Source organism: Rhizobium sp. P32RR-XVIII (assembly GCF_012641395.1).
Taxonomy (GTDB): domain Bacteria; phylum Pseudomonadota; class Alphaproteobacteria; order Rhizobiales; family Rhizobiaceae; genus Rhizobium.
Window position 1 is genome coordinate 248,479 of sequence record NZ_JABAIH010000007.1, and the last position, 21,627, is coordinate 270,105.

22 protein-coding genes are annotated in these 21,627 nt (G+C 58.1%); 12 read left to right on the forward strand and 10 right to left on the reverse strand.

All coding sequences use genetic code 11. From position 1 onward, the window contains the following. Position 1 precedes the first annotated feature (1 nt). From HGP14_RS21200 to hemE, 7 genes are all read right to left on the reverse strand, one after another. Positions 2 to 796 carry a ParA family protein gene (locus HGP14_RS21200; protein WP_168831858.1) on the reverse strand — a complete coding sequence of 265 codons (795 nt, stop codon included), beginning with the start codon at positions 794 to 796 and terminating at the stop codon, positions 2 to 4. Between the two features lie 18 nt (positions 797 to 814). Next, on the reverse strand, positions 815 to 1,432 hold the full coding sequence (gene rsmG, locus HGP14_RS21205; RefSeq protein ID WP_168831859.1) for a 16S rRNA (guanine(527)-N(7))-methyltransferase RsmG: 618 nt from the start codon (positions 1,430 to 1,432) through the stop codon (positions 815 to 817). 21 nt (positions 1,433 to 1,453) lie between these two features. After that, positions 1,454 to 3,328: a tRNA uridine-5-carboxymethylaminomethyl(34) synthesis enzyme MnmG gene (gene mnmG / locus HGP14_RS21210; protein WP_168831860.1), complete on the reverse strand. Its 1,875-nt coding sequence runs from the start codon at positions 3,326 to 3,328 to the stop codon at positions 1,454 to 1,456. A 37-nt stretch (positions 3,329 to 3,365) separates the two neighbouring features. Then, entirely contained in the window at positions 3,366 to 4,682 is a 1,317-nt protein-coding gene (mnmE, locus tag HGP14_RS21215; protein WP_168831861.1) for a tRNA uridine-5-carboxymethylaminomethyl(34) synthesis GTPase MnmE, read from the reverse strand. A gap of 86 nt (positions 4,683 to 4,768) precedes the next feature. Then, entirely contained in the window at positions 4,769 to 6,034 is a 1,266-nt protein-coding gene (gene rho, locus HGP14_RS21220; RefSeq protein WP_205927259.1) for a transcription termination factor Rho, read from the reverse strand. 194 nt (positions 6,035 to 6,228) lie between these two features. Continuing rightward, complete coding sequence (gene hemJ, locus HGP14_RS21225) at positions 6,229 to 6,765, reverse strand: protoporphyrinogen oxidase HemJ (protein ID WP_168831862.1); 537 nt, start codon at positions 6,763 to 6,765, stop codon at positions 6,229 to 6,231. A gap of 3 nt (positions 6,766 to 6,768) precedes the next feature. Then, entirely contained in the window at positions 6,769 to 7,803 is a 1,035-nt protein-coding gene (gene hemE / locus HGP14_RS21230) for a uroporphyrinogen decarboxylase (RefSeq protein ID WP_168831863.1), read from the reverse strand. Positions 7,804 to 8,205: 402 nt separating this feature from the next. Here hemE and HGP14_RS21235 point away from each other — a divergent pair, with 402 nt between their 5' ends. Genes HGP14_RS21235 through dnaQ form a run of 5 tightly spaced genes read left to right on the forward strand, consistent with a single transcriptional unit; the run spans position 8,206 to position 11,820 of the window. Beyond that, a complete protein-coding gene (locus HGP14_RS21235; protein ID WP_168831864.1) occupies positions 8,206 to 9,027 on the forward strand; it encodes a pyruvate, water dikinase regulatory protein in 822 nt (273 codons plus the stop codon). Between the two features lie 11 nt (positions 9,028 to 9,038). Beyond that, entirely contained in the window at positions 9,039 to 9,653 is a 615-nt protein-coding gene (locus HGP14_RS21240) for a Maf-like protein (protein ID WP_168831865.1), read from the forward strand. Continuing rightward, positions 9,646 to 10,503: a shikimate dehydrogenase gene (locus tag HGP14_RS21245; protein ID WP_168831866.1), complete on the forward strand. Its 858-nt coding sequence runs from the start codon at positions 9,646 to 9,648 to the stop codon at positions 10,501 to 10,503. Before HGP14_RS21240 ends, HGP14_RS21245 begins: the two co-directional genes overlap by 8 nt. Further along, the gene (gene coaE / locus HGP14_RS21250) at positions 10,503 to 11,114 is read left to right on the forward strand and encodes a dephospho-CoA kinase (RefSeq protein WP_168831867.1); all 612 of its coding nucleotides are present in this window, start codon (positions 10,503 to 10,505) and stop codon (positions 11,112 to 11,114) included. Before HGP14_RS21245 ends, coaE begins: the two co-directional genes overlap by 1 nt. After that, a complete protein-coding gene (dnaQ, locus tag HGP14_RS21255) occupies positions 11,107 to 11,820 on the forward strand; it encodes a DNA polymerase III subunit epsilon (RefSeq protein WP_168831868.1) in 714 nt (237 codons plus the stop codon). The genes coaE and dnaQ overlap by 8 nt, the downstream gene beginning before the upstream one ends. Positions 11,821 to 11,874: 54 nt before the next feature. Here the strand turns inward: dnaQ and secB are convergent, their stop codons facing one another. Continuing rightward, on the reverse strand, positions 11,875 to 12,357 hold the full coding sequence (gene secB, locus HGP14_RS21260) for a protein-export chaperone SecB (RefSeq protein WP_168831869.1): 483 nt from the start codon (positions 12,355 to 12,357) through the stop codon (positions 11,875 to 11,877). 84 nt (positions 12,358 to 12,441) lie between these two features. Further along, positions 12,442 to 12,951 carry an FxsA family protein gene (locus HGP14_RS21265; RefSeq protein WP_168831870.1) on the reverse strand — a complete coding sequence of 170 codons (510 nt, stop codon included), beginning with the start codon at positions 12,949 to 12,951 and terminating at the stop codon, positions 12,442 to 12,444. Between the two features lie 119 nt (positions 12,952 to 13,070). On the opposite strand from HGP14_RS21265, the gene HGP14_RS21270 reads away from it, so the two are divergent. The 5 genes from HGP14_RS21270 (at position 13,071) to gyrB (ending at position 18,393) form a co-directional block, all read left to right on the forward strand. After that, positions 13,071 to 13,775: a Tim44/TimA family putative adaptor protein gene (locus tag HGP14_RS21270; protein WP_168831871.1), complete on the forward strand. Its 705-nt coding sequence runs from the start codon at positions 13,071 to 13,073 to the stop codon at positions 13,773 to 13,775. Beyond that, positions 13,768 to 14,886, forward strand: a complete 1,119-nt coding sequence (locus HGP14_RS21275; RefSeq protein WP_168831872.1) for a murein transglycosylase A — start codon at positions 13,768 to 13,770, stop codon at positions 14,884 to 14,886. Before HGP14_RS21270 ends, HGP14_RS21275 begins: the two co-directional genes overlap by 8 nt. Beyond that, positions 14,886 to 15,449 (forward strand): Smr/MutS family protein, encoded by a 564-nt coding sequence (locus HGP14_RS21280; protein WP_168831873.1) that lies wholly within the window; start codon positions 14,886 to 14,888, stop codon positions 15,447 to 15,449. The genes HGP14_RS21275 and HGP14_RS21280 overlap by 1 nt, the downstream gene beginning before the upstream one ends. After that, the gene (locus HGP14_RS21285) at positions 15,446 to 15,823 is read left to right on the forward strand and encodes a helix-turn-helix domain-containing protein (RefSeq protein ID WP_168831874.1); all 378 of its coding nucleotides are present in this window, start codon (positions 15,446 to 15,448) and stop codon (positions 15,821 to 15,823) included. Before HGP14_RS21280 ends, HGP14_RS21285 begins: the two co-directional genes overlap by 4 nt. A 134-nt stretch (positions 15,824 to 15,957) precedes the next feature. Next, a complete protein-coding gene (gyrB, locus tag HGP14_RS21290; protein WP_168831875.1) occupies positions 15,958 to 18,393 on the forward strand; it encodes a DNA topoisomerase (ATP-hydrolyzing) subunit B in 2,436 nt (811 codons plus the stop codon). Positions 18,394 to 18,449: 56 nt separating this feature from the next. Here gyrB and HGP14_RS21295 read toward each other — a convergent pair whose 3' ends face one another. Next, positions 18,450 to 19,043 (reverse strand): nitroreductase family protein, encoded by a 594-nt coding sequence (locus HGP14_RS21295; RefSeq protein WP_168831876.1) that lies wholly within the window; start codon positions 19,041 to 19,043, stop codon positions 18,450 to 18,452. A 258-nt stretch (positions 19,044 to 19,301) separates the two neighbouring features. Here HGP14_RS21295 and HGP14_RS21300 point away from each other — a divergent pair, with 258 nt between their 5' ends. Further along, positions 19,302 to 20,144, forward strand: a complete 843-nt coding sequence (locus tag HGP14_RS21300) for a fumarylacetoacetate hydrolase family protein (RefSeq protein WP_168831877.1) — start codon at positions 19,302 to 19,304, stop codon at positions 20,142 to 20,144. Positions 20,145 to 20,350: 206 nt separating this feature from the next. Next, positions 20,351 to 21,622, forward strand: a complete 1,272-nt coding sequence (locus tag HGP14_RS21305) for a polyhydroxyalkanoate depolymerase (RefSeq protein ID WP_168831878.1) — start codon at positions 20,351 to 20,353, stop codon at positions 21,620 to 21,622. Positions 21,623 to 21,627: the final 5 nt, after the last annotated feature.

A 21,627-nucleotide genomic window follows, 5' to 3' on the forward strand; every position in this document is an offset into this window, starting at 1 on the left:
GTTAAGCTGCGAGGCGCTGGCGCTCACGCTGAATGACCTCGGAAGCCAATTGCAAATAGGCCTGACTGCCGGCGCATTTCAGGTCATAGAGGATGGCAGGCTTGCCGTAGGACGGCGCCTCCGAGACGCGGACATTTCGCGGAATAAGCGTGTGATAGACTTTTTCACCGAGATGCGTGCGAACGTCATGCACGACCTGCTGCGCGAGGTTGTTTCGGGCATCGAACATCGTCAACACGATGCCCTGGATATCCAAATGCGGATTCACGGTCCGGCGCACCTGATCGACAGTTTCCAGCAGTTGGCTCAGTCCCTCTAGGGCGAAGAACTCGCACTGTAACGGGACCAGAACGGAATGTGCCGCAGCCATGGCATTCATCGTCAAGAGATTGAACGATGGCGGGCAGTCAAGAAGAATATAAGTAAATTCAATGGCTTCCGGCGTCGAAAGCGCCTTTCGCAGCTTAAACACCCGGTCGCTCTGCTGTGCAATCTCCATCTCGACGCCGAGCAGGTCCATAGTGGACGGGACGATGAAGAGATTTGGCACGGCTGTAGGCAAGGCCGTATCGGCAACGCCAGCTTCCCCAATCAACAGATCGTAAGAGGAAAGCTTCCGGTCCTTTCGATCAATCCCGAGCCCCGTACTGGCATTTCCCTGCGGATCCAGGTCGATAATCAGCACCCGTTCGCCGATTGCGGCCAAGGCGGTTGCCAGATTGATCGCGGTTGTCGTTTTCCCGACACCACCCTTTTGATTTGCTATCGTGATAATTCGGTTCCGTTTAATGGCCATTCCGTACCATCCGAATTGTTAAACCAAGCGCCGGAGATTAGATATCTCGAGGATCACCGAATCTTTTTCCACAACGCTTCGGTGTTCTATCAGATCAAAACGCCACCGAACACGTGCCTTGGCAATTTCGGCGGCATAATCCCGGCCTTTGTGGAAATATGCACTGGTATTTTCGTTTCTGAGCATCCAGGCCTCGGAAAACTCGCAAAGTTTATCGAGTTCCGCGAGTGCACGCGCTGATATGGCATCGCAACCGGCGATTTCGCCCGGCCCAGCCTCAAGTCGGATCGGATGAACGGAGCCTCGCGCACCAGTTTCACGCAGCGCGAGGCGCAGAAATGATGCCTTCTTTTTGTTGCTCTCGATGAGATCAACCCATCCGTCACCAAGCTCAGCAAGAAAGATCGCGGTGATCGCGCCAGGGAATCCACCACCGCTCCCCATGTCGATCCATCTCTTGGGGCCGGGATATAGTTGGTAGATCTGTGCGCTGTCGCCCACATGCCTTCGCCAGGCGTCTTCAAGTGTCGAGGGCGCGACCAGATTGATCGATTTTGCCCAATTGCTGAAAAGAGCGAGAAAATGCTCCAGCCGCTCTTGTGTTTCACGTGAAACACTTTGACCGTTCAAGTTCATGAAGGACTCTCAAAACGTGTATTAGGCAACCGACCGTTCGGCAGTATCTGTTTTCCGCAGATGCACGAGCAACAGCGAAATCGCTGCGGGAGTCATCCCGTCAATCGTTGCGGCCTGCGCAACGTTAAACGGCTGTTGCCTCCCCAGCTTGTGCTTCAGCTCGTTGGAAAGCCCGGACAGGACGGAATAGTCGAAATCCTTCGGGATGATCCGATCCTCGTCGCGCTGAATGTCGACGATATCGGCCGCCTGCCGCCGCATATAGACGGCATAGGATGCTTCGATCTCGATCGCCTCTGCAACCGGCTTGCTCAAACCTTTGATCTCAGACCATACGTCCGACAACAGCGCGATATTCAAATCGGGATAGGACAGTAGCTCGTAAGCGGAGCGGCGCTGACCATCCTGGTTAAGTTGAAGCCCATGGCGCCGCGCTTCGCTCGGAGTAATATTCAACGATTGCAAGAGGCCGCGCGCATGATCGATCGCGGATTTATACGCCGAAAACTTCATGCGCCTCTCGTGGCTCACGCAGCCAATATCTTCTGCAATCGGAGTAAGGCGCAGATCCGCATTGTCCGCGCGCAGCGAAAGCCGATATTCCGCGCGAGACGTAAACATCCGGTAGGGCTCGGAGACCCCCCGAGAGGTCAAGTCATCGATCATCACCCCAATGTAGGAGTTGGTACGGCTTAGATAGATTGGTCGCTGATCACCGGCGCGGCGAGCGGCGTTGAGACCTGCGACGAGACCTTGCGCGGCTGCTTCCTCATATCCCGTGGTGCCGTTAATCTGACCAGCCAGGTATAAGCCCGGCATCCGCTTCACTTCCAGGGCCGGGGTCAGTTCCCGAGGATCGACATGATCGTACTCGATTGCGTAACCGGGCTGGAGAATAGAAACAGCCTCCAACCCCGGGATGGTCTGAATAAAGGCCTCTTGCACCTCTGCAGGCAGTGAAGTCGAAATGCCATTGGGATAGACGGTGTCGTCGTCCAGGCCCTCCGGCTCCAAGAATATCTGGTGACCGTCGCGCTCGCCAAACTTGACGATCTTGTCTTCGATCGAGGGGCAATAGCGTGGCCCCACACCTTCAATTTGCCCGGAATACATAGCTGAGCGATGAAGATTGTCCTGAATGAGCTTATGCGTTGCCGCGGTTGTGCGCGTCACGCCGCATTCGACCTGCGGGTTCCGGATCTCGTCCGTCATGAATGAAAACGGTGAAATCTCCTCATCGGCTCCCTGGCGTCCGACGGACGCCCAATCAATCGTTCTGCCATCAAGACGGGCAGGGGTACCGGTCTTGAGCCGCCCGAGTTGAAGACGGAGCCGCAGCAATGTGCCAGATAAGCCGAGCGACGGATCCTCACCGACGCGGCCGGCAGGTATCTTCTTGTCACCGATGTGGATGAGACCGCGCAGGAAAGTCCCCGTTGTCAACACGACCGCGCCGCATTTAATAAGCCGGCTATCTTTCATAATGACACCGGTCACGAGTCCATCCGAAACCTCGAGATCGAACGCATCGCCTTCGATAACATCAAGATTATCGATGGCTTCAATTGCGGCCTGCATCGCTGCACGATAGAGTTTGCGGTCCGCCTGGGTACGTGGGCCGCGGACAGCGGGGCCTTTTTTGCGATTGAGCATGCGGAACTGAATACCAGCGGCATCAGCGATGCGCCCCATGAGGCCATCCATCGCATCCACCTCCCGCACCAGATGCCCCTTGCCAAGGCCGCCGATTGCAGGATTGCAGGACATTACGCCAATTGTGTCGCGGCGATGCGTTACAAGCGCGGTGCGGGCACCGAGACGCGCGGAAGCGCTGGCAGCCTCGCAACCTGCATGCCCGCCTCCGATCACGACAACATCGTATTGGTTCGCACTCATTTCCGGTCTCTCCCGCGCCTGCGGTGTTTCACGTGAATCATTTGCCGATGCAAAATTCTGAGAAAATCACATCGAGGAGGTTCTCGACATCGACGCGCCCGGTGATCCTGCCCAGCGCGTTACCTGCCACCCGAAGACTCTCGGCTCGGATATCGAGCCCTGCGGAGGTGTTCGCCAGGGCTTCATCGATTGCCTTCAAGCAGTCCGACAGCGAATCCCTCTGCCGCCTGCGGCTGGGGATCGCCAGACTGTAACCGCTTGTCTGTCGCTCCAGGCGTTCCGCAATGGCTGTGCGCAACGCCAAAAGCCCCGCATCCGCGATCGCCGATATCACCAGCTCGTAAGAGGTGGCATTTCCGTCTGCCGATATATCGGCCTTCGTACCCACTCGCAAGACCTCGGCCTTTGCAGCCGGGAGCGGTCCTTGAAGACCGTCAGTCATGTCTTCGAGATAGAGTACAAGGTCTGCTTCAGAAATGATCTTTTCCGCCCGCCGAATACCTTCCCGCTCAACCACCTCTTCTGTGTCTCTCAGGCCAGCGGTGTCATAGAGCCTGACAAGAAAGCCATTGATGTCGAGATCGACGTGCAGAACGTCGCGCGTGGTTCCGGCGATGTCGGTCACGATGGCAATCTCACGCTGGGCGAGCGCGTTCATGAGGGTCGATTTACCAGCGTTTGGTGCCCCGGCAATAACAACCTTATAACCGTCACGAATGATCTCGCCGGCCTGAGCGTGGCTGAGATGGCTCTCGATCTCCGTGCGCAGCCCTGCAACGTCGTCCCAAACCATCTCCGACACGGAGCCCGGGACATCGTCCTCGTCGGCAAAATCGAGCTCCGCTTCAATGAGAGCCCGGGCTCTCGTTAATCGTTCCGCCCACGAATCGTATAGTTTTGATAACGTGCCGGAGCCGTGCTCCACCGCCAGGCGTCTCTGCATCTCCGTCTCGGCGGCGATGAGATCCGCAAGGCCTTCGATCTCCACCAGATCAAGTTTACCGTTCTCAAACGCGCGTCGCGAGAATTCACCCTCGGTCGCCATGCGCACATCCTGCATCGCCGCCAGTTCGTCGAACAGCGCGTTGACGACGGCGCGACTGCCGTGAACCTGAAGCTCCGCGCAATCTTCGCCGGTAAAAGAGCTGGGGGAAGGGAAGAAGAGCACCAACCCGCTGTCGAGAACAGATCCGTTTCGCGACCGAATCGTCCGCAGGGACGCGCGGCGCGGCGCGGGCAGCTCGCCGGCAAGCATTCGCAGGGCATCACGTGTCCGAGGTCCGCTGAGTCGCACGACCGCGACACCGGAGGGCACCGCTCCACTTGATAGCGCATAAATGGTTTCGCTCGACATCCTTGCTACTCGACAGAAAGCCATCCCCTGAAAAGCGAAAGCCGGCCACTAGTGACCGGCTCTCTGAGCGGGAATCCGGCTAATTACTATGTATTCATCGACTCGAAGAAGTCCGGGTTATTCTTCGTCTGCTTCAGCTTGTCGATAAGGAACTCGATCGCATCCGTGGTTCCCATCGGAGCGAGAATGCGCCGGAGCACAAAGATTTTCTGCAGGTCCTGACGCGGAACGAGGAGGTCTTCCTTGCGCGTACCGGACTTCAGGATATCCATTGCCGGGAAGATACGCTTGTCCGCTACCTTGCGGTCAAGAACGATTTCCGAGTTGCCGGTACCCTTGAATTCTTCGAAGATCACTTCATCCATGCGGCTGCCAGTGTCAATGAGCGCAGTCGCGATAATCGTTAGCGAGCCGCCTTCCTCGATGTTTCGGGCAGCACCGAAGAAGCGCTTCGGCCGCTGGAGCGCGTTTGCGTCCACACCACCGGTCAGGACCTTACCAGAAGAAGGAACCACGGTGTTGTAGGCGCGACCGAGGCGCGTGATGGAATCGAGCAGGATGACGACGTCGCGGCCGTGCTCAACGAGCCGCTTTGCCTTCTCGATCACCATTTCGGCAACCTGCACGTGACGAACGGCCGGCTCGTCAAACGTCGAGGAGATAACTTCTCCGCGCACCGAGCGCTGCATGTCCGTCACTTCTTCCGGACGTTCGTCAATCAGCAGAACGATGAGATAGCATTCCGGGTGATTGGCGGTAATCGAATGCGCGATGTTCTGCAGGAGAACCGTTTTACCCGTTCGCGGCGGGGCGACGATGAGTCCGCGCTGACCTTTGCCGAGCGGGGCGACGAGATCGATCACGCGCGGAGACAGATCCTTCGACGTCGGAACATCAAGTTCCATCTTGAAGCGCTCATTCGGGTAAAGCGGCGTCAAGTTATCGAAGTGAACCTTATGGCGGATCTTCTCCGGGTCGTCAAAATTGATCGTGTTAACCTTCAGAAGTGCGAAATAGCGCTCGCCTTCCTTCGGCCCCCGGATCGGTCCCTCGACGGTGTCGCCCGTCTTCAACGAGAAGCGGCGGATCTGCGAAGGGGAGATATAGATGTCGTCCGGACCTGGGAGATAATTGGCATTTGCGGAGCGCAGGAAGCCGAAACCGTCCTGCAGGACCTCCACGACGCCTTCGCCGATGATCTCAATATCCTGGCTCGCCAGAACCTTCAGGATTGCAAACATCAATTCCTGTTTGCGCATTGTGCTTGCATTTTCAACCTCGAGCGATTCGGCGAACGCCAGGAGATCGGTCGGGGATTTACTCTTAAGTTCCTGAAGCTTCATTTCAGCCATGAAGTGACCACTGCTCTGTATTTCGAAGGGGGAAGGCTATGTCAGGTCGTTTCAATGTTGCGAAAGGGCTCGCAGACGACTGAACTCAGAACACATGCCACGAAGATGAGATGCGCGGAAAATAGCGACTAAGATGGCGCGCCGCAAGGGGGCTGCTTAAAATGAAGCAAATTTAACCTGAGGTGGCACTCTCTTCAGAAAGGTTTAACGACCACGAGGATGACGATCAGGATCATCAGCACCGTCGGTGCCTCGTTCATGAACCGCCAATAACGGGCTGAACGCCGGTTTTCATCTCTTGCGAATGCATCCACAGCACGGCTGAAGAAGATGTGAACCGCTGTCAAAAGCACAACCAAGGCGATCTTGGCGTGCAGCCAGCCGCCCTGGAAGCCGTAGACAGACCAGGCGAGATAGAGACCGAAGATCCAGGTCAGCATCATTGCCGGGTTCATGATGATCTTCAGCAGGCGCTGTTCCATGACCTTGAACGTCTCCGACTGCACAGAGCCGGGCTCAGCATCGGTATGGTAGATGAAGAGCCGCGGCATATAGAACAGGCCCGCCATCCACGAGATCACCGCAATGATGTGAAGCGCCTTGATCCAAAGGTAGAGGTTTTCCGGGTTCCATACGAACAACCCTACGGAAAGCAGCGCGAAGACGACGAGGGCGAAATGCGCGCGCCGCCTGGCATAACTGCCTGAAGCGTGATCCGTCTGTTTTTCCATCGCTCAGTTCCCGCTCCGGCGCACGCGTTCAACGAGCAAGTGGACGTTTTCCGGATCGGCTTGCGGCGTGATTCCATGCCCCAGGTTGAAGATCAGCGGACCACTCCCAAGATGCGCCAGAATGTCGTCGATGCCCTCTTCAAGTGCCTTCCCGCCGGCAACGAGGCGCATCGGGTCAAGATTTCCTTGAACCGGACCTTCCTTCTGAAGCTCGGCGGCAAATCCGAGCGGCACCGACCAATCGAGGCCGATCGCGTCGGCGCCTGTCTTTTGCCGATAGGTCTTCAGAAGATACCCCGCGCCTTTGGCGAACGCGATGATCCGCGCCTGAGGCCGCCGTGCCTTGACGGAGGAAATCATTCGGGCCACCGGCCTAACAGCAAAGGCCTCGAACTCCTTCTCTCCAAGCACACCCGCCCAGGAATCGAAAATCTGCACGGCATCGGCGCCGGCATCGATCTGCCTCACGAGATAGTCGGCCGAAACGTCTGCAAGCAGCATCAACAGCCGCTCAAAGGCTTTCGGGTGCTTATAGGCGAAAAGCCTGGCCGGCGCCTGATCGGGTGTGCCGTGACCGGCGATCATATAAGTCGCGACCGTCCATGGCGCCCCGCAGAAGCCGAGAAGGGTGGTTTCCTCCGGCAGTTCCGCGCGCAGACGCCGCACAGTCTCGAATACGGGCTCCAGGTAGTCGACAACGCCCATGCCATCCAACCGAAGGATTCCAGCCTCGTCGATCGGATCCATCTCCGGACCGTGACCTTCGGTAAAACGCACATTGCGTCTCATCGCATCGGGAATGACGAGAATGTCAGAGAACAGGATCGCTGCGTCGAAGTTGTAGCGACGGATGGGTTGAAGCGTCACCTCGACTGCATGATCCGGGGAATAGCAAAGCTCCAGGAAACTTCCGGCCTTGGCACGCGTTTCCTTGTACTCGGGCAGATAACGGCCTGCTTGCCTCATAAGCCAGATCGGAGGAGGGGAGAGAGTTTCACCGTCGAGAACTCTCATGATTTTCCGGCGCGTTTCGCTCAAGCGCTTCTTCCCTATAAAAATCCAAAGATATTTTAAAAGGTTTCTATTTCTTAGAGTCGGTTTCTATCAAGGATTAAAATCTATCCACCGGTGACACCTTCGGTCGCAGGCGCCGCAGATAACGTGCAAAGATCCCCTCGCATAATCTGCATTGTCGGGACGAGATCGAATCCGAAAATGATTCCAGCAGCTTGTGTCTCAGCCCGGCGTGTTGCCTTCTGTGGATATCCTGTGCATTGCTGTGTGGCTGTCTGAAGCCGTCTACAAAGTCCACAGGTCGCGGCGTTCGCCGTCCCGCAAAACCGAAATGTGGATAAACGGGCATGTTTTCCCTTGCCCGACAGCCCGCGCCGCCCTTAGGTCTTCGCCATCCAGTCTTTTCAACAGCCAGCGGAAAATAGCGTGGAGAACCGGACGAACTTCTTCCATCTGCATCTGATTTCTGACTCGACCGGTGAGACTCTGATTTCCGCCGGCCGCGCTGCTTCCGCCCAATTCAAGTCGGCCCAGGCGGTTGAGCATGTTTATCCCCTGGTCCGGAACCGCAAGCAGCTCCTTGCGGTCCTCGACGCGATCGACAGTGAGCCCGGCATCGTTCTCTACACGGTCGTCGACCGGGAACTCGCGACGCTGATTGACGAGAGATGTGCGGAGATGGGAGTCGCTTCGGTGAATGTGCTCGAGCCCGTCATGGCGGCCTTTCAGCTTTATCTCGGCGCGCCGTTGCGGCGCCGGGTCGGTGCGCAACACGTGATGAATGCGGGGTATTTCGCGCGCATCGAAGCCTTGAACTTCACCATGGATCATGATGACGGGCAGATGGCTGAAGATTATAACGAGGCCGACGTCGTGATCGTCGGCATCAGCCGCACGTCCAAGACACCGACGAGCATTTACCTCGCCAATCGCGGTATCAAAACGGCGAACATGCCGATCGTCCTAGGGGTGCCGCTGCCGGACGCGCTTCTGACTGCGACCAGGCCAGTGATCGTCTGCCTCATTGCAACAACAGACCGGATCTCCCAGGTCCGCGAGAATCGCGTGCTCGGCTCGGCGCCCGGCTTTGACCGCGGGCTATATACGGATCGGGCTGCGATCTCCGAGGAGCTCAAATATGCCCGCTCTCTCTGTGCGCGACACAATTGGCCGCTGATCGACGTCACACGCCGCTCGATCGAAGAGACGGCGGCTGCGATCGTTGCTCTACGGCCAAAGCTGCGCTAAGCGCTGATAGCATGAATCGCGCGCCTACGACATCGAAGCTGATCCTTGCCTCGTCCAGCCCTTTTCGGAGGATGCTGCTCACGAACGCGGGTCTGGAATTTGAAGCGCATGCGGCGAAGATAGACGAGCGTGCGATCGAAGCCCCGCTTGAGAAAAATGGCGCATCGCCCGACACAGTCGCGTTGGTGCTTGCGAGGGCCAAAGCGGAGGAAGTCAGCGCCCGGTTTCCGGGTGCCCTCGTCATCGGATCTGACCAGACGATGTCGCTTGGCGAGCAGGTGTTTCATAAGCCGCGCGACATAGCTGATGCGACAAATCACCTAATGCTGCTCTCCGGACAAACCCATCGGCTGAACAGTGCGATTGCAATCATGCGAGATGGCGACCTGCTGTGGCAGCATGTGTCGCACGCGTCGCTGACCATGCGGGCCCTATCGGCCGATTTCATCTCGCGCCACCTAGCCCGTGTTGGCGAAAGGGCGCTTGGCAGCGTGGGGGCCTATCAGCTCGAAGGCGAGGGGATTCAACTCTTCGACAAAATCGATGGGGATTACTTTACCATTCTTGGGCTGCCGATGTTGCCGCTGCTTGGGAAATTGAGGGAATTGGGTGCGCTTGATGGATGATTCACGTGAAACATTCGGCCCGAACGCGTTTGTGACCGGCTTTCCGGTGAAGCATTCTCGTTCGCCGTTGATCCACGGATACTGGCTGAAAACACTTGCGCTGCCGGGCAGTTATTGCGCCCACGAGGTTGCGCCAGCCGATTTCGAAACATTCATCGCTTCCCTCAAAGATCGAAGCTCTGGCTTTGCCGGCGGGAACGTCACGATCCCGCACAAGGAGATGGCCTACGAACTCGCAGACCGCCCAGACGAACTCTCCCAGGAACTCGGTGCCTCAAACACACTGTGGCTGCAGGAGGGGAAAGTCCATTCCACCAACACTGATGGGCACGGCTTCACCGCGAACCTCGACGCGCGGTGCCCTGGCTGGGATAGCCACGATGCCGCGGTAATCCTCGGGGCGGGCGGGGCAAGCCGGGCGGTTATTCAGGCGCTGCGTGATCGCGGCTTTCGGGAGATCCATGTGGTCAACCGAACCATTGCACGTGCACAGGAACTTGCCGATCGCTTCGGCGAGAAGGTTCATGCCCATCCGATGGGCGCTCTCGCCGAAGTCATGAAAGGTGCTGGTCTTTTCGTTAATACGACATCACTCGGCATGGACGGTTCGGAAGCACCAGCGATCGATTTTTCGCCTCTTACGGCCGAGGCCGTCGTGACCGATATCGTCTATGTCCCGCTCAAGACGCCGCTGCTGAAGCAAGCGGAGGAACAGGGATTCAGGATCGTCGATGGCCTTGGCATGTTGCTCCATCAGGCGGTACCTGGATTCGAAAAGTGGTTCGGCAAACGGCCGGTTGTCGATGACGATCTTCGCAAGCTCATCATCGCGGATATGGAAAAGCATTGATGATCCGGATCGGTCTCACGGGTTCCATCGGGATGGGAAAATCCACCTCGGCAAAACTCTTTGCCGGCAGCGGCATCCCCGTCAATGATTCCGATGCCGTGGTGCATGACTTGTATGCTGGAGCGGCTGCGCCCCTGGTCGAGGCTGAATTTCCAGGGACGGTCAAGGACGGCGCAGTGGACCGGCAGGAACTTGGCCGTCAGCTTTCGCAAAGGCCGGATGGCTTCGAGGCTCTCGAAAGGATCGTCCACCCGCTTGTGCGCCAGCGCGAAGCCGAATTCGTGGCGCGCGAGCGGGCACGAGGTTCGGAAATGGTCCTGCTCGACATTCCGTTACTTTTCGAAACCGGTGCAGAGGATCGGGTCGATATAATCGTCGTTGTTAGCTGTGATCCACAGATTCAGCGCGATCGGGTGCTTGCGCGTCCGAACATGACTGAGGAAAAATTCAATATGATTCTCTCGCGGCAGACGCCGGACGCCGAAAAGCGGGCACGCGCCGATTACGTGATCGATACCAGTCACCCTATCGAAACGACGCGGAGAAGAGTGAATGAAATCATCGCCGATCTGAAAGCGCGGATCGCGAAGGGAGAATTCCGGAATGCGTGAAATCATATTCGATACCGAGACCACCGGCCTCGACCCACGCATGGACCGGATCATCGAAATTGGCGGCATCGAGCTGCTTAATCATTTCCCTACCGGCCGAACCATTCATATCTACGTCAGTCCAGGCGATCAGAAAGTCCACCCCGACGCCCTGGCCGTTCACGGCATAACCGACGAGTTTCTGAAGGATAAGAAGCCCTTCGCGGACGTCGTCGACGAGATCATCGATTTTTTCGGCGAAGCACGCTGGATTGCCCACAATGCCACCTTCGACATGGGCTTCGTCAATGCCGAATTCGCTCGGCTCGGCCTGCCGCCAATCCTGCCGGAGAAGGTGGTTGATACACTTTCGCTTGCCCGGCGCAAGCACCCCATGGGTCCGAACTCGCTCGACGCGCTCTGCCGGCGCTATGGCATAGACAATTCGCACCGTACAAAACACGGCGCGCTCCTCGACTCGGAACTGCTTGCCGAGGTTTACATCGAGATGATTGGTGGCCGTCAGACCGCACTCGGTTTGAGTGTTGCGACGATAAACGCGGCAGGTAACGCGGCGCTTGTTCTGGACGAAGCGGTTGATATCGTTTTGGAACGGCCGCGGCCGCTCGCACCGCGCCTCAGTGAGGCCGAAGCCCAGGCTCATGACGCGCTGATTGCCACGCTCGGTGGAAAAGGCATCTGGGCCAAATACGACATCCAAAATTAGCAATGCCCGGGCTCTCACCCGGGCATATATGACTCGAAATCCGTGCGGATCGAATCAGTTGGTTTGAACCTTTGCGCGCGCCTGCTCCTCGGCGACGCGCTGGGCAAACATCTGGGCGAAATCGATCGGATCGATCATCAGCGGCGGGAAGCCGCCATTGCGCGTGACTTCGGCGATGATCTGGCGGGCGAACGGGAAGAGCATGCGCGGGCATTCGATGAAAAGTACCGGCAGCATGTGTTCCTGCGGGAAGCCAGCGACGCGGAACACGCCGCCGTAAACGAGCTCAGCGTGGAAGACTGTCTTGTCGCCTTCCTTGGCCTCGGCGTTGAGCGAGAGCACCACGTCGAAATCGGTATCCGAAAGCGGATTGGCGTTGACGTTGACGCTGATATTGATCGCCGGCGCCTTGTCGCGCGCCTGAAGAGAGCGTGGCGCGCCCGGATTTTCGAAGGAAAGATCCTTCGTGTACTGAGCCAGGATTGTCAGGCTGGGGCTTGCTGTGTTGCTGCCGTTGCCGTTGTTTTCATCAGCCATTGGATTTTCCTCGAGCGCATTGGATGGTGCCGCCATCTAACATTTCGAGAAAAGGCTTACAACCCTGGGAAACCGAGGCCGGTCCTACTCTCCGAGCCGCTTGCCGGACCAGGGCGATTTGCCGTTCGGCTCACGGCGAAAATCGTCTTGATCGAGATCAACAACCTTTGAGGTCGGTGTGGATCGGCTGCCGAAGCCGGAGGATTGCGAGGCTGTAAAGCCTTCCGTCGTTCTCACGGTAACGAAGCGCTTGCAGATATAGTTCCAGGCAAGATCGCGAACGGCCGGTATAAACATCAGAATGGCGATGATATCCGAGATAAATCCGGGGATGATGAGGAGCAGCGAGGCGATCACGAACATGGCCGGCCGCAGGAGCTCGCGTCCCGGTATGACACCATTCCGGCCTTGCGCGGATAGACGCTGAAGGATGCCGATGCCGTGGCGTCGTAGCAATGCCATCCCGACCACGAAACTCAAAACAACAAGACCAAGGGTCGGCAGCACGCCGATGGCGTGCCCGACTATGAGAAAGCCTGCTATTTCCGCCAGCGGCAGCAGCAGGACGAAACCTGGAAGCATCGAAAGTCGCATCGTCTCTCCGCCCGGCTCTCTATCTCGATCGCTAGATTGCCATAGCTATTTGAATCATCTGTATATGCGGACTATATGGGAGTAGATATCAGAGATGTTAACGGCGGCTGCGGTACGAAATGAGTTCAAACGACTTCATCACTTTGTTTTTCCTTGTAGCGGCGGTGCTGATATTTTTTCAGCTGCGCAGCGTGCTCGGGCGCCGCACGGGAAACGAGAAGCCGCCGCGTGATCTTTTTACGCCGCGGGATTCGGTCGGCTCGGAACCTTCTGACGCCGGCAAGGTCGTGACGCTTCCGCGCCGCGATACCCCTGCGGAAGATGAAGACCGCTTCGCAGAAATCGATGCCGTCGCCCCTGCCGGCACTGCGGTCAATGAAGCGCTGCGCCAACTCAACAAGGCCGATCCATCCTTTACGCCCAAGGAATTCCTGAACGGCGCGAAAATGGCCTACGAAATGATTGTCATGGCCTATGCGGATGGTGACCGGAAGACATTGAAAAACCTTCTCTCACGCGAAGTTTACGATGGCTTCGACGCGGCGATTGCGGATCGGGAAGGCAAGGGCGAGACGGTGAAATCCACCTTCGTTGGCATCGACAAGGCGGATATCACGCATGCCGAGGTCAAGGGTAGCGAAGCACAGATTACGCTGCGCATCGCCAGCCAGCTGATCTCCGCGACCTACGACAAGGCCGGCAAACTGGTAGAGGGTGATGCCGAAAGCGTAGCCGAAGTCAACGATATATGGACCTTCGCCCGCGACACACGTTCGCGCGATCCCAATTGGAAACTCGTGGCAACCGAATCGGAACATGAGTGACGATAAAGCGGACTTCGTTCTGCATGATGCAAGCTTCGATGAACTCAAAGGCTGGAAGGATGATGATCCTTCCAGCCTTTTTGAGGTCATGGAAAGCTGCCGACGACAAATTACCGGGACGAAGCCATACCGCACCGGATCACTCGGGCTGAGTGCTGACGATCTCTTGCCGCTCCTGGAAGAGGCACGAGAGGTCAAACCCGCCACTGCGGCTGCAGCGCGATCCTTTTTCGAGCAGAACTGTCAGCCGTTCTTCATAAGAAGAGACGATGGGAAGCCGGGATTCGTGACTGCTTTCTACGAGCCCGAAATCGCCGTCTCAGACACGCGCGACGCTACTTACCGCTTCCCCTTTTATCGCCGTCCCGATGACCTGATCGATCTGGACAATGGCAATCGCCCTCCGGGCCTAGACCCTTCCTATGCCTTCGGCCGCCTGCAGGACGGCAAGATCAGCGCCTATCCGGACCGGCAGGCGATCGACCAGGGCTTCCTTGATGGCCGAGGGCTCGAGATTGCCTGGGCAAAATCCAAGGTCGACGTCTTCTTCATTCACGTGCAGGGTTCCGCGCGTCTGCGCTATCCGGATGGCCGGATCGGGCGAATTACCTATGCGGCGAAGGCCGGACATCCTTTCTCGGCCATCGGCAAGCTGCTGGTCGATCAGGGCGAAATCGACCGCGCGAAGATTTCCATGCAATCGATTCGCGCCTGGTTGGCTACGCATTCGGAAAGGTCAGATGACGTTCTCTGGCACAATCGATCCTACATTTTCTTTCGCGAGGCTTCGGCCGCCGATCCCGAAGCGGGACCGGTCGCCGCTGCGAAAGTGCCGCTGCTCGCCGGCCGGTCGCTCGCTGTCGACCGTCTGATCCATACTTTCGGGTTTCCCTTCTTCATCCGCTCGGACAGCCTTACGCATCTAGATCGGGGCAAGCCGTTCCAACGGCTGATGCTTGCCCTGGACACGGGCTCCGCCATCGTCGGCCCGGCGCGCGGCGATATCTTTACCGGTTCCGGCGACGAAGCGGGCGAGCTCGCGGGCACGGTGCGCAACGATGCGGATTTCTTCATCCTGATTCCGGATGCAGCCGCCGCAAGGTTCCGCTGATGGCCAGGGACCGCAAGCTCAGCACGGATGAGAGAATTCTCTGGGGCAAGGTGGCACGCAGTACGCGGCCGCTTGCCGGCAAGAAGGAGGAACGGAACGAACTCGACGCCTTTCTCGCGGACGCGGAGGCCGAGATCGAGAATGCCGGGCGGAAATCACTGAGCGAGGCGGCAACGCAAGCCGCAGCGCCAACTGCGACCCAGAAACGCCCCTCCGGCCTCCATCAACCGCTGGAGCGGCCCGTCAAACGCAAGATCGCAAAAGGCAGGCTGGCACTCGAGGCGCGCATCGATCTCCATGGCCTCGTACAAAGCGAAGCTCATGTCATTCTTCTCGATTTCCTCCTGCGGGCACATGGGCGCGGGATGCGGCACGTGCTCGTGATAACCGGCAAGGGCAGCTCGATCGGAAGCGAAGGTGCGTTGAAACGCGCGGTGCCGCTTTGGTTCTCCAAACCCGAATTTCGCTATCTGATATCATCTTACGAATCGGCGGCGCAGCACCACGGCGGCGAAGGCGCGCTCTATATCCGGCTTTCCCGGCGCCAAGGGGACAAGTCATGACGCCTTTCGGCGAAGCTGTCAGAAGGTTGCGCATCCGCAAAGGCGTGTCGCAGAAGGAGATGGCGGCGGCCCTGAACGTCTCGCCTGCCTATCTCTCGGCGCTGGAACACGGAAGGCGCGGCATTCCGACGTTCGATCTTCTCCAGCGGATTGCAGGCTATTTCAACATTATCTGGGACGAAGCCGAAGAACTGTTTCTGCTCGCCCGCTCGTCCGACCCCCGCGTCGTCATCGATACCTCGGGTTTGCCCCCGGAATACACGGCTTTTGCCAACCGTCTGGCGGGCAGGATCCGCAGCCTTGACAGTGCGGATTTGGCTGCGCTTGCAGCCACGCTCGAGAATCTCGGAAGACTTGACGGAAAAGCGTCATAATCCCCTGCTTTATGGCGGATTCTCGGCCTCCGCCATTGGGAATAGGGCGCAATAACCCTATATTCTGGAATGGAAAAAGCCGGTGATTCGCAAGGCTCATCGAGGCTTCGACAACAGGGAAATTCAAAGACAGTATGACTGACATATCCGCGACGGAAAACGGCGTTAACACCGAATATGGCGCAGACTCCATCAAGGTCCTGAAGGGACTCGATGCCGTGCGCAAGCGTCCGGGCATGTATATCGGCGACACTGACGACGGTTCCGGTCTGCATCACATGGTCTACGAGGTGGTCGACAATGCGATCGACGAGGCGCTCGCAGGCCATGCCGATATTGTCACTGTCGCGCTCAATCCCGATGGGTCCGTCACGGTGACCGACAACGGCCGCGGCATTCCGACGGATATCCATAGCGGCGAAGGCGTGTCTGCAGCCGAAGTCATCATGACGCAGCTCCATGCCGGCGGTAAGTTCGACCAGAATTCCTACAAGGTTTCCGGCGGTTTGCACGGTGTCGGCGTTTCCGTTGTCAATGCGCTTTCCGTCTGGCTGAAGCTGAAAATCCGTCGCCAGGGCAAGATTCATGAGATGAGCTTCACGCATGGCGTGGCCGACGCGCCGCTGAAGGTGACGGGGGACGCTGGCAACGAGACCGGCACGGAAGTCAGCTTCATGCCGAGCACCGAAACATTCACGATGACGGACTTCGACTACGCTACGCTGGAGCACCGTCTGCGCGAGCTTGCCTTCCTGAATTCCGGTGTCCGCATTCTGCTCACCGACAAGCGCCATTCGGATATCAAGCAGGAAGAGATGCGCTATGACGGCGGCTTGGAGGCCTTCGTTGCCTATCTCGATCGCGCCAAAAAGCCGCTGGTCGACAAGCCCGTTGCAATCCGCGGTGAAAAGGATGGCATCACCGTCGAAGTGGCCATGTGGTGGAACGACAGCTACCACGAAAACGTGCTCTGTTTCACCAACAACATTCCGCAGCGCGACGGCGGAACGCATATGGCAGGCTTCCGCGCCGCGCTGACGCGCCAGGTCGTGTCCTATGCCGACAGCTCCGGCATCACCAAGAAAGAGAAAGTCACGCTGCAGGGCGAAGACTGCCGCGAAGGCCTGACGGCGGTGCTGTCCGTCAAAGTGCCTGATCCGAAGTTTTCTTCGCAGACCAAGGACAAGCTCGTTTCCTCTGAAGTTCGGCCGGTTGTCGAAAGCCTCGTCAACGAGGCGCTCAGCACGTGGTTCGAAGAGCACCCGACGGAGGCGAAAGTGCTTGTCGGCAAGGTTGTCGAAGCCGCTGCGGCTCGCGAAGCTGCCCGCAAGGCGCGCGAACTCACGCGCCGCAAGGGCGCCCTCGATATTGCCTCCTTGCCCGGCAAGCTTGCCGATTGCTCGGAACGTGACCCGGCCAAATCAGAAGTCTTCCTGGTCGAGGGCGACTCTGCAGGCGGTTCGGCCAAGCAAGGCCGGTCGCGAGAAAACCAGGCGATCCTGCCGCTTCGAGGCAAGATCCTGAACGTCGAGCGCGCCCGCTTCGACAAGATGCTTTCGAGCCAGGAAATCGGCACGCTGATCACCGCGCTCGGCACAGGCATCGGCAAGGACGAATTCAACGCTGAAAAGCTTCGTTATCACAAGATCATCATCATGACGGATGCCGACGTCGACGGCGCCCACATCCGCACTCTGCTGTTGACCTTCTTCTTCCGCCAGATGCCGGAACTGATCGAGCGCGGCCATCTCTATATCGCCCAGCCTCCGCTTTATAAGGTCTCGCGCGGAAAGTCCGTTCAATATGTGAAGGACGAAAAAGCGCTGGAAGACTATCTGATTAGCCAGGGGCTAGAGGATGCGGCGCTGAAGCTGGGAAGCGGCGAGGTCCGTGCGGGGCAGGACCTCCGGGAAGTCATTGTCGATGCGTTGCGCTTGCGTGCGTTGCTCGACAACTTGCACTCGCGCTACAACCGCGCTGTCGTTGAGCAGGCGGCAATCGCCGGGGCTTTGAACGCCGAGGCGGTGAGCGATCGCGCTCGGGCCGAACAGCTTGCCGGCGAAGTCGCCAAACGTCTCGACATGATCGCCGAGGAAACCGAGCGCGGCTGGGAAGGCGCCCTCACCAGCGAAGGCGGATTGCGGTTCGAGCGCATGGTGCGCGGTGTCAAGGAAGTCGTGACGCTCGACATGGCTCTGATCGGTTCGCAAGACGCCCGCCAAATTGATCAGTTGTCGTCGCGCCTGAAGGAAATCTATCACATATCGCCAGCGCTTTCCCGCCGCGACGGCGATGCTGAGATCTCCGGCGCGCGTGCTTTGCTTGACGCCATCTTCGCCAGCGGACGCAAGGGACTGACGATGCAGCGCTACAAGGGCCTTGGTGAGATGAACGCTGAGCAGCTCTGGGAGACGACGCTCGATCCGAACGTTCGTTCGCTATTGCAGGTGAAAGTCAACGATGCGACGGATGCCGATGGTCTTTTCGCCCGCCTGATGGGCGACGAAGTCGAGCCTCGGCGCGAATTCATCCAGGACAATGCGCTGAGCGTGGCGAACCTCGATATTTAATGGAAGTGCTTTCACCAAAAGGCGCGCTCTACGGGCGCGCCTTTTGTTTTGTGGTCTCAATTCGCGATGAATTTGCCGTTGAAGGCGACGTCCGAGAGCGGCTTTCGGTGGCTCGGTACTTCGCGTTCCTGATTTTGCTCCGAGAGAACGCTTTTGTCGGCGAGACGACCGAGGGCAATGCCCGCCTCGACGCGATAACCCTCCGGGATCGCAAAGGCCTCTTTGATCTCATCGAGTTTGATTCCGGCCATGCCGTGAGCATAGAAGCCTGAGAAACGTGCCTGCAAGGCAAGATGCCCCCAAGCAGCACCGGCATCGAACGAATGCGTGTAACTCCGCTTGTTTTCCGAAAAATCGCCGCGAAAGCCGCGCGAGACGACGAAGATCAGCGCGGACGCATGCTTTGCCCACTCCTGATTTGATTCGACGAGCAAACCGAGATGCCTTTCGAAGTGTTCGGTACCTTTGAGCGCGTATATGAAGCGCCAGGGCTGCAGATTGCTGGCGGACGGCGCCCAATGCGCGGCATCCAGGATCGTCAGCAATTGCTCTTCGCTTATGATTTCGCCGGTAAAGGCGCGCGGCGACCAACGATTGAGAAACATGGCGTCAATCGGATATTCGGATTTGCGGCTATTGGCTTCAGTCATCTTGTTTCCGGGTGTTGGGGGCGGGATGTGCCGGATCATATTGCCCGCCGAAGGAACTTTGCAAGCCAACCCATTCCAAAGGGGGCGTTCCGTGAACGGGCGCCAGGAACGGGTTATGCTCACGGCTCGCCATCGATGCCTGGCTTTGTGCAGGGAAAATTTTCGAGAGTGCGTACCGCTCAGGCGAAAAGCTGTACTGACAAGTACGGCTAACTGGTCCATAGGTGGCACGTCTATTTTCGGTAAGGAGGATATCTCATGAAGCTGATGCGTGTTGGCGAATCTGGCCGGGAAAAGCCGGCTCTGCTCGATTCCACAGGCAAGATCCGCGATCTTTCGGCGCATGTGGCCGACATTGGTGGCGAAGCGATTTCGCCGGCCGGTCTTGCGCGGATCGCAGCGCTCGACCCGCAGAGCCTCCCGGAATTGGCGCCGAGCCGCATCGGCGCCTGCGTAGCAGGCACGGGGAAGTTCATCTGCATCGGCCTCAACTTCTCGGATCATGCCGCCGAAACCGGCGCGACCGTTCCGCCGGAGCCGATCATTTTCATGAAAGCGACCTCCGCGATCGTCGGACCAAACGACAATGTCATCATCCCGCGCGGTTCGGAAAAGACCGATTGGGAAGTCGAACTCGGTGTCGTCATCGGCAAGACGGCAAAATACGTCGCCGAAGCTGAAGCGCTGGACTACGTCGCCGGCTATTGCGTCTCCAATGACGTTTCGGAACGTGCCTTCCAGACGGAGCGGTCCGGACAGTGGACGAAGGGCAAGTCCTGCGACACCTTCGGCCCGGTCGGTCCGTGGCTCGTCACAAAGGATGAGATCGTCGATCCGCAGAACCTTGGCATGTGGTTGAAGGTCAACGGCCAGACGATGCAGAACGGTTCTTCGAAGACGATGGTTTACGGCGTTGCCTACCTGGTCTCCTATCTCAGCCAGTTCATGTCGCTGCATCCGGGTGATGTGATCTCCACCGGCACACCTCCGGGCGTTGGCATGGGCATGAAGCCGCCACGGTTTCTCAAAGCCGGCGATGTCGTCGAGCTTGGGATCGAAGGTCTCGGTACCCAGAAGCAGACTTTCGTCGCAGACCGCTGACTTCGCCGATCTCTTAACGATTGAAGCGCATCATGATGCCGGGGATTTGATAGCCCCGGCATTTCTTTTTGCGGTGCGGACCCCTATGTTGCTATGCAACAAAAGCCTGTTAATCTGCGTTGAAGTGCCAGCAGAGATGATGGAAAGAAGTGTGTGCCTGCCCCCAAAGGCGCCGTCTTTTCCGATAAAGAAAGGTGGCGCATCCTATGTTTTATCAGCTCTATGAATTGAATCATGCCATGGTAGCGCCGTTCCGCGCTGCCGCCGATGTAATGCGGCTCGCCTATACCAACCCGCTCAATCCGTTTTCGCAGACGCCTCTCGGCCGCACATTTGCTGCCAGTTTCGAAATGTTCGAGCGCACGACGCGCCGCTACGGCAAGCCGGAGTTCGGGCTGAAGGAAACGGTGATCGGCGACAGCAAGGTCGCAGTTCGTGAAAAGATCGTCTGGTCTCGAGCCTTCTGCAACCTTCTCCATTTCGAACGCGACACGCCCTCCGGTCACAACGATCCGCGAATACTGATCGTTGCACCCATGTCCGGCCACTATGCCACGCTGCTTCGCGGTACGGTCGAGGCGTTGCTCCCAAGCGCCGATATCTACATCACCGACTGGGTCGATGCCCGCATGGTGCCGATGACGGAAGGCACTTTCGATCTCAACGACTATATCGATTACGTCATCGAGATGCTGCATTTCCTCGGTCCCGATACGCACGTGGTCGCCGTATGCCAGCCCTCGGTCCCGGCTTTGGCGGCTGCCGCTGTCATGGAAGAGGCCAATGATCCGTTGTCGCCGTCGTCCATGACGCTGATGGGCGGACCGATCGACACCCGGATCAATCCGACAGCCGTCAACAAGCTCGCGGAAGACAGGCCGCTCGAGTGGTTTGCGGAAAACGTCGTGATGAATGTGCCGTGGCCGCAGCCGGGCTTCATGCGCCCGGTCTATCCGGGCTTCCTCCAGCTATCGGGTTTCATGTCGATGAATCTCGACCGCCACGTGATCGCCCACAAGGAGTTCTTCATGCATCTCGTGAAGAATGATGGTGAGCCTGAGAAGCACCGCGATTTCTACGACGAATACCTGGCCGTCATGGACCTCACTGCGGAATTTTACCTGCAGACCGTCGATCAGGTTTTCAAGGAGCATTCCCTGCCCAAGGGCGAATTGATTCATCGCGGCAAGCGCGTCGATCCGGCCGCAATCCGCAATGTGGCGCTTCTGACCGTCGAGGGCGAGAACGACGATATCTCCGGTGTCGGCCAGACACAGGCAGCCCAGACGATCTGCACCAATATCCCCGAGGATATGCGGATGCACTACCTACAGCCGGATGTCGGGCACTATGGCGTCTTCAACGGATCACGCTTCCGACGCGAGATCGCGCCTCGCATCGTCAACTTTGTCCGCGACCACGCTCGGGCAGCGAAACCGGCCGTGAAGCGCGTCATCAAAGGCGGAAGATCCGCCTGAGTTAG

What these genes read in the sequence shown, in the direction of transcription:
- HGP14_RS21200 (WP_168831858.1), bottom strand. Translation starts at nt 796, where the DNA reads ATGGCCATTAAACGGAACCGAATTATCACGATAGCAAATCAAAAGGGT.
- rsmG (WP_168831859.1), bottom strand. Translation starts at nt 1,432, where the DNA reads ATGAACTTGAACGGTCAAAGTGTTTCACGTGAAACACAAGAGCGGCTG.
- mnmG (WP_168831860.1), bottom strand. Translation starts at nt 3,328, where the DNA reads ATGAGTGCGAACCAATACGATGTTGTCGTGATCGGAGGCGGGCATGCA.
- mnmE (WP_168831861.1), bottom strand. Translation starts at nt 4,682, where the DNA reads ATGTCGAGCGAAACCATTTATGCGCTATCAAGTGGAGCGGTGCCCTCC.
- rho (WP_205927259.1), bottom strand. Translation starts at nt 6,034, where the DNA reads ATGGCTGAAATGAAGCTTCAGGAACTTAAGAGTAAATCCCCGACCGAT.
- hemJ (WP_168831862.1), bottom strand. Translation starts at nt 6,765, where the DNA reads ATGGAAAAACAGACGGATCACGCTTCAGGCAGTTATGCCAGGCGGCGC.
- HGP14_RS21240 (WP_168831865.1), top strand. Translation starts at nt 9,039, where the DNA reads ATGAATCGCGCGCCTACGACATCGAAGCTGATCCTTGCCTCGTCCAGC.
- HGP14_RS21245 (WP_168831866.1), top strand. Translation starts at nt 9,646, where the DNA reads ATGGATGATTCACGTGAAACATTCGGCCCGAACGCGTTTGTGACCGGC.
- coaE (WP_168831867.1), top strand. Translation starts at nt 10,503, where the DNA reads ATGATCCGGATCGGTCTCACGGGTTCCATCGGGATGGGAAAATCCACC.
- dnaQ (WP_168831868.1), top strand. Translation starts at nt 11,107, where the DNA reads ATGCGTGAAATCATATTCGATACCGAGACCACCGGCCTCGACCCACGC.
- secB (WP_168831869.1), bottom strand. Translation starts at nt 12,357, where the DNA reads ATGGCTGATGAAAACAACGGCAACGGCAGCAACACAGCAAGCCCCAGC.
- HGP14_RS21265 (WP_168831870.1), bottom strand. Translation starts at nt 12,951, where the DNA reads ATGCGACTTTCGATGCTTCCAGGTTTCGTCCTGCTGCTGCCGCTGGCG.
- HGP14_RS21270 (WP_168831871.1), top strand. Translation starts at nt 13,071, where the DNA reads ATGAGTTCAAACGACTTCATCACTTTGTTTTTCCTTGTAGCGGCGGTG.
- HGP14_RS21275 (WP_168831872.1), top strand. Translation starts at nt 13,768, where the DNA reads ATGAGTGACGATAAAGCGGACTTCGTTCTGCATGATGCAAGCTTCGAT.
- HGP14_RS21280 (WP_168831873.1), top strand. Translation starts at nt 14,886, where the DNA reads ATGGCCAGGGACCGCAAGCTCAGCACGGATGAGAGAATTCTCTGGGGC.
- HGP14_RS21285 (WP_168831874.1), top strand. Translation starts at nt 15,446, where the DNA reads ATGACGCCTTTCGGCGAAGCTGTCAGAAGGTTGCGCATCCGCAAAGGC.
- gyrB (WP_168831875.1), top strand. Translation starts at nt 15,958, where the DNA reads ATGACTGACATATCCGCGACGGAAAACGGCGTTAACACCGAATATGGC.
- HGP14_RS21295 (WP_168831876.1), bottom strand. Translation starts at nt 19,043, where the DNA reads ATGACTGAAGCCAATAGCCGCAAATCCGAATATCCGATTGACGCCATG.
- HGP14_RS21300 (WP_168831877.1), top strand. Translation starts at nt 19,302, where the DNA reads ATGAAGCTGATGCGTGTTGGCGAATCTGGCCGGGAAAAGCCGGCTCTG.
- HGP14_RS21305 (WP_168831878.1), top strand. Translation starts at nt 20,351, where the DNA reads ATGTTTTATCAGCTCTATGAATTGAATCATGCCATGGTAGCGCCGTTC.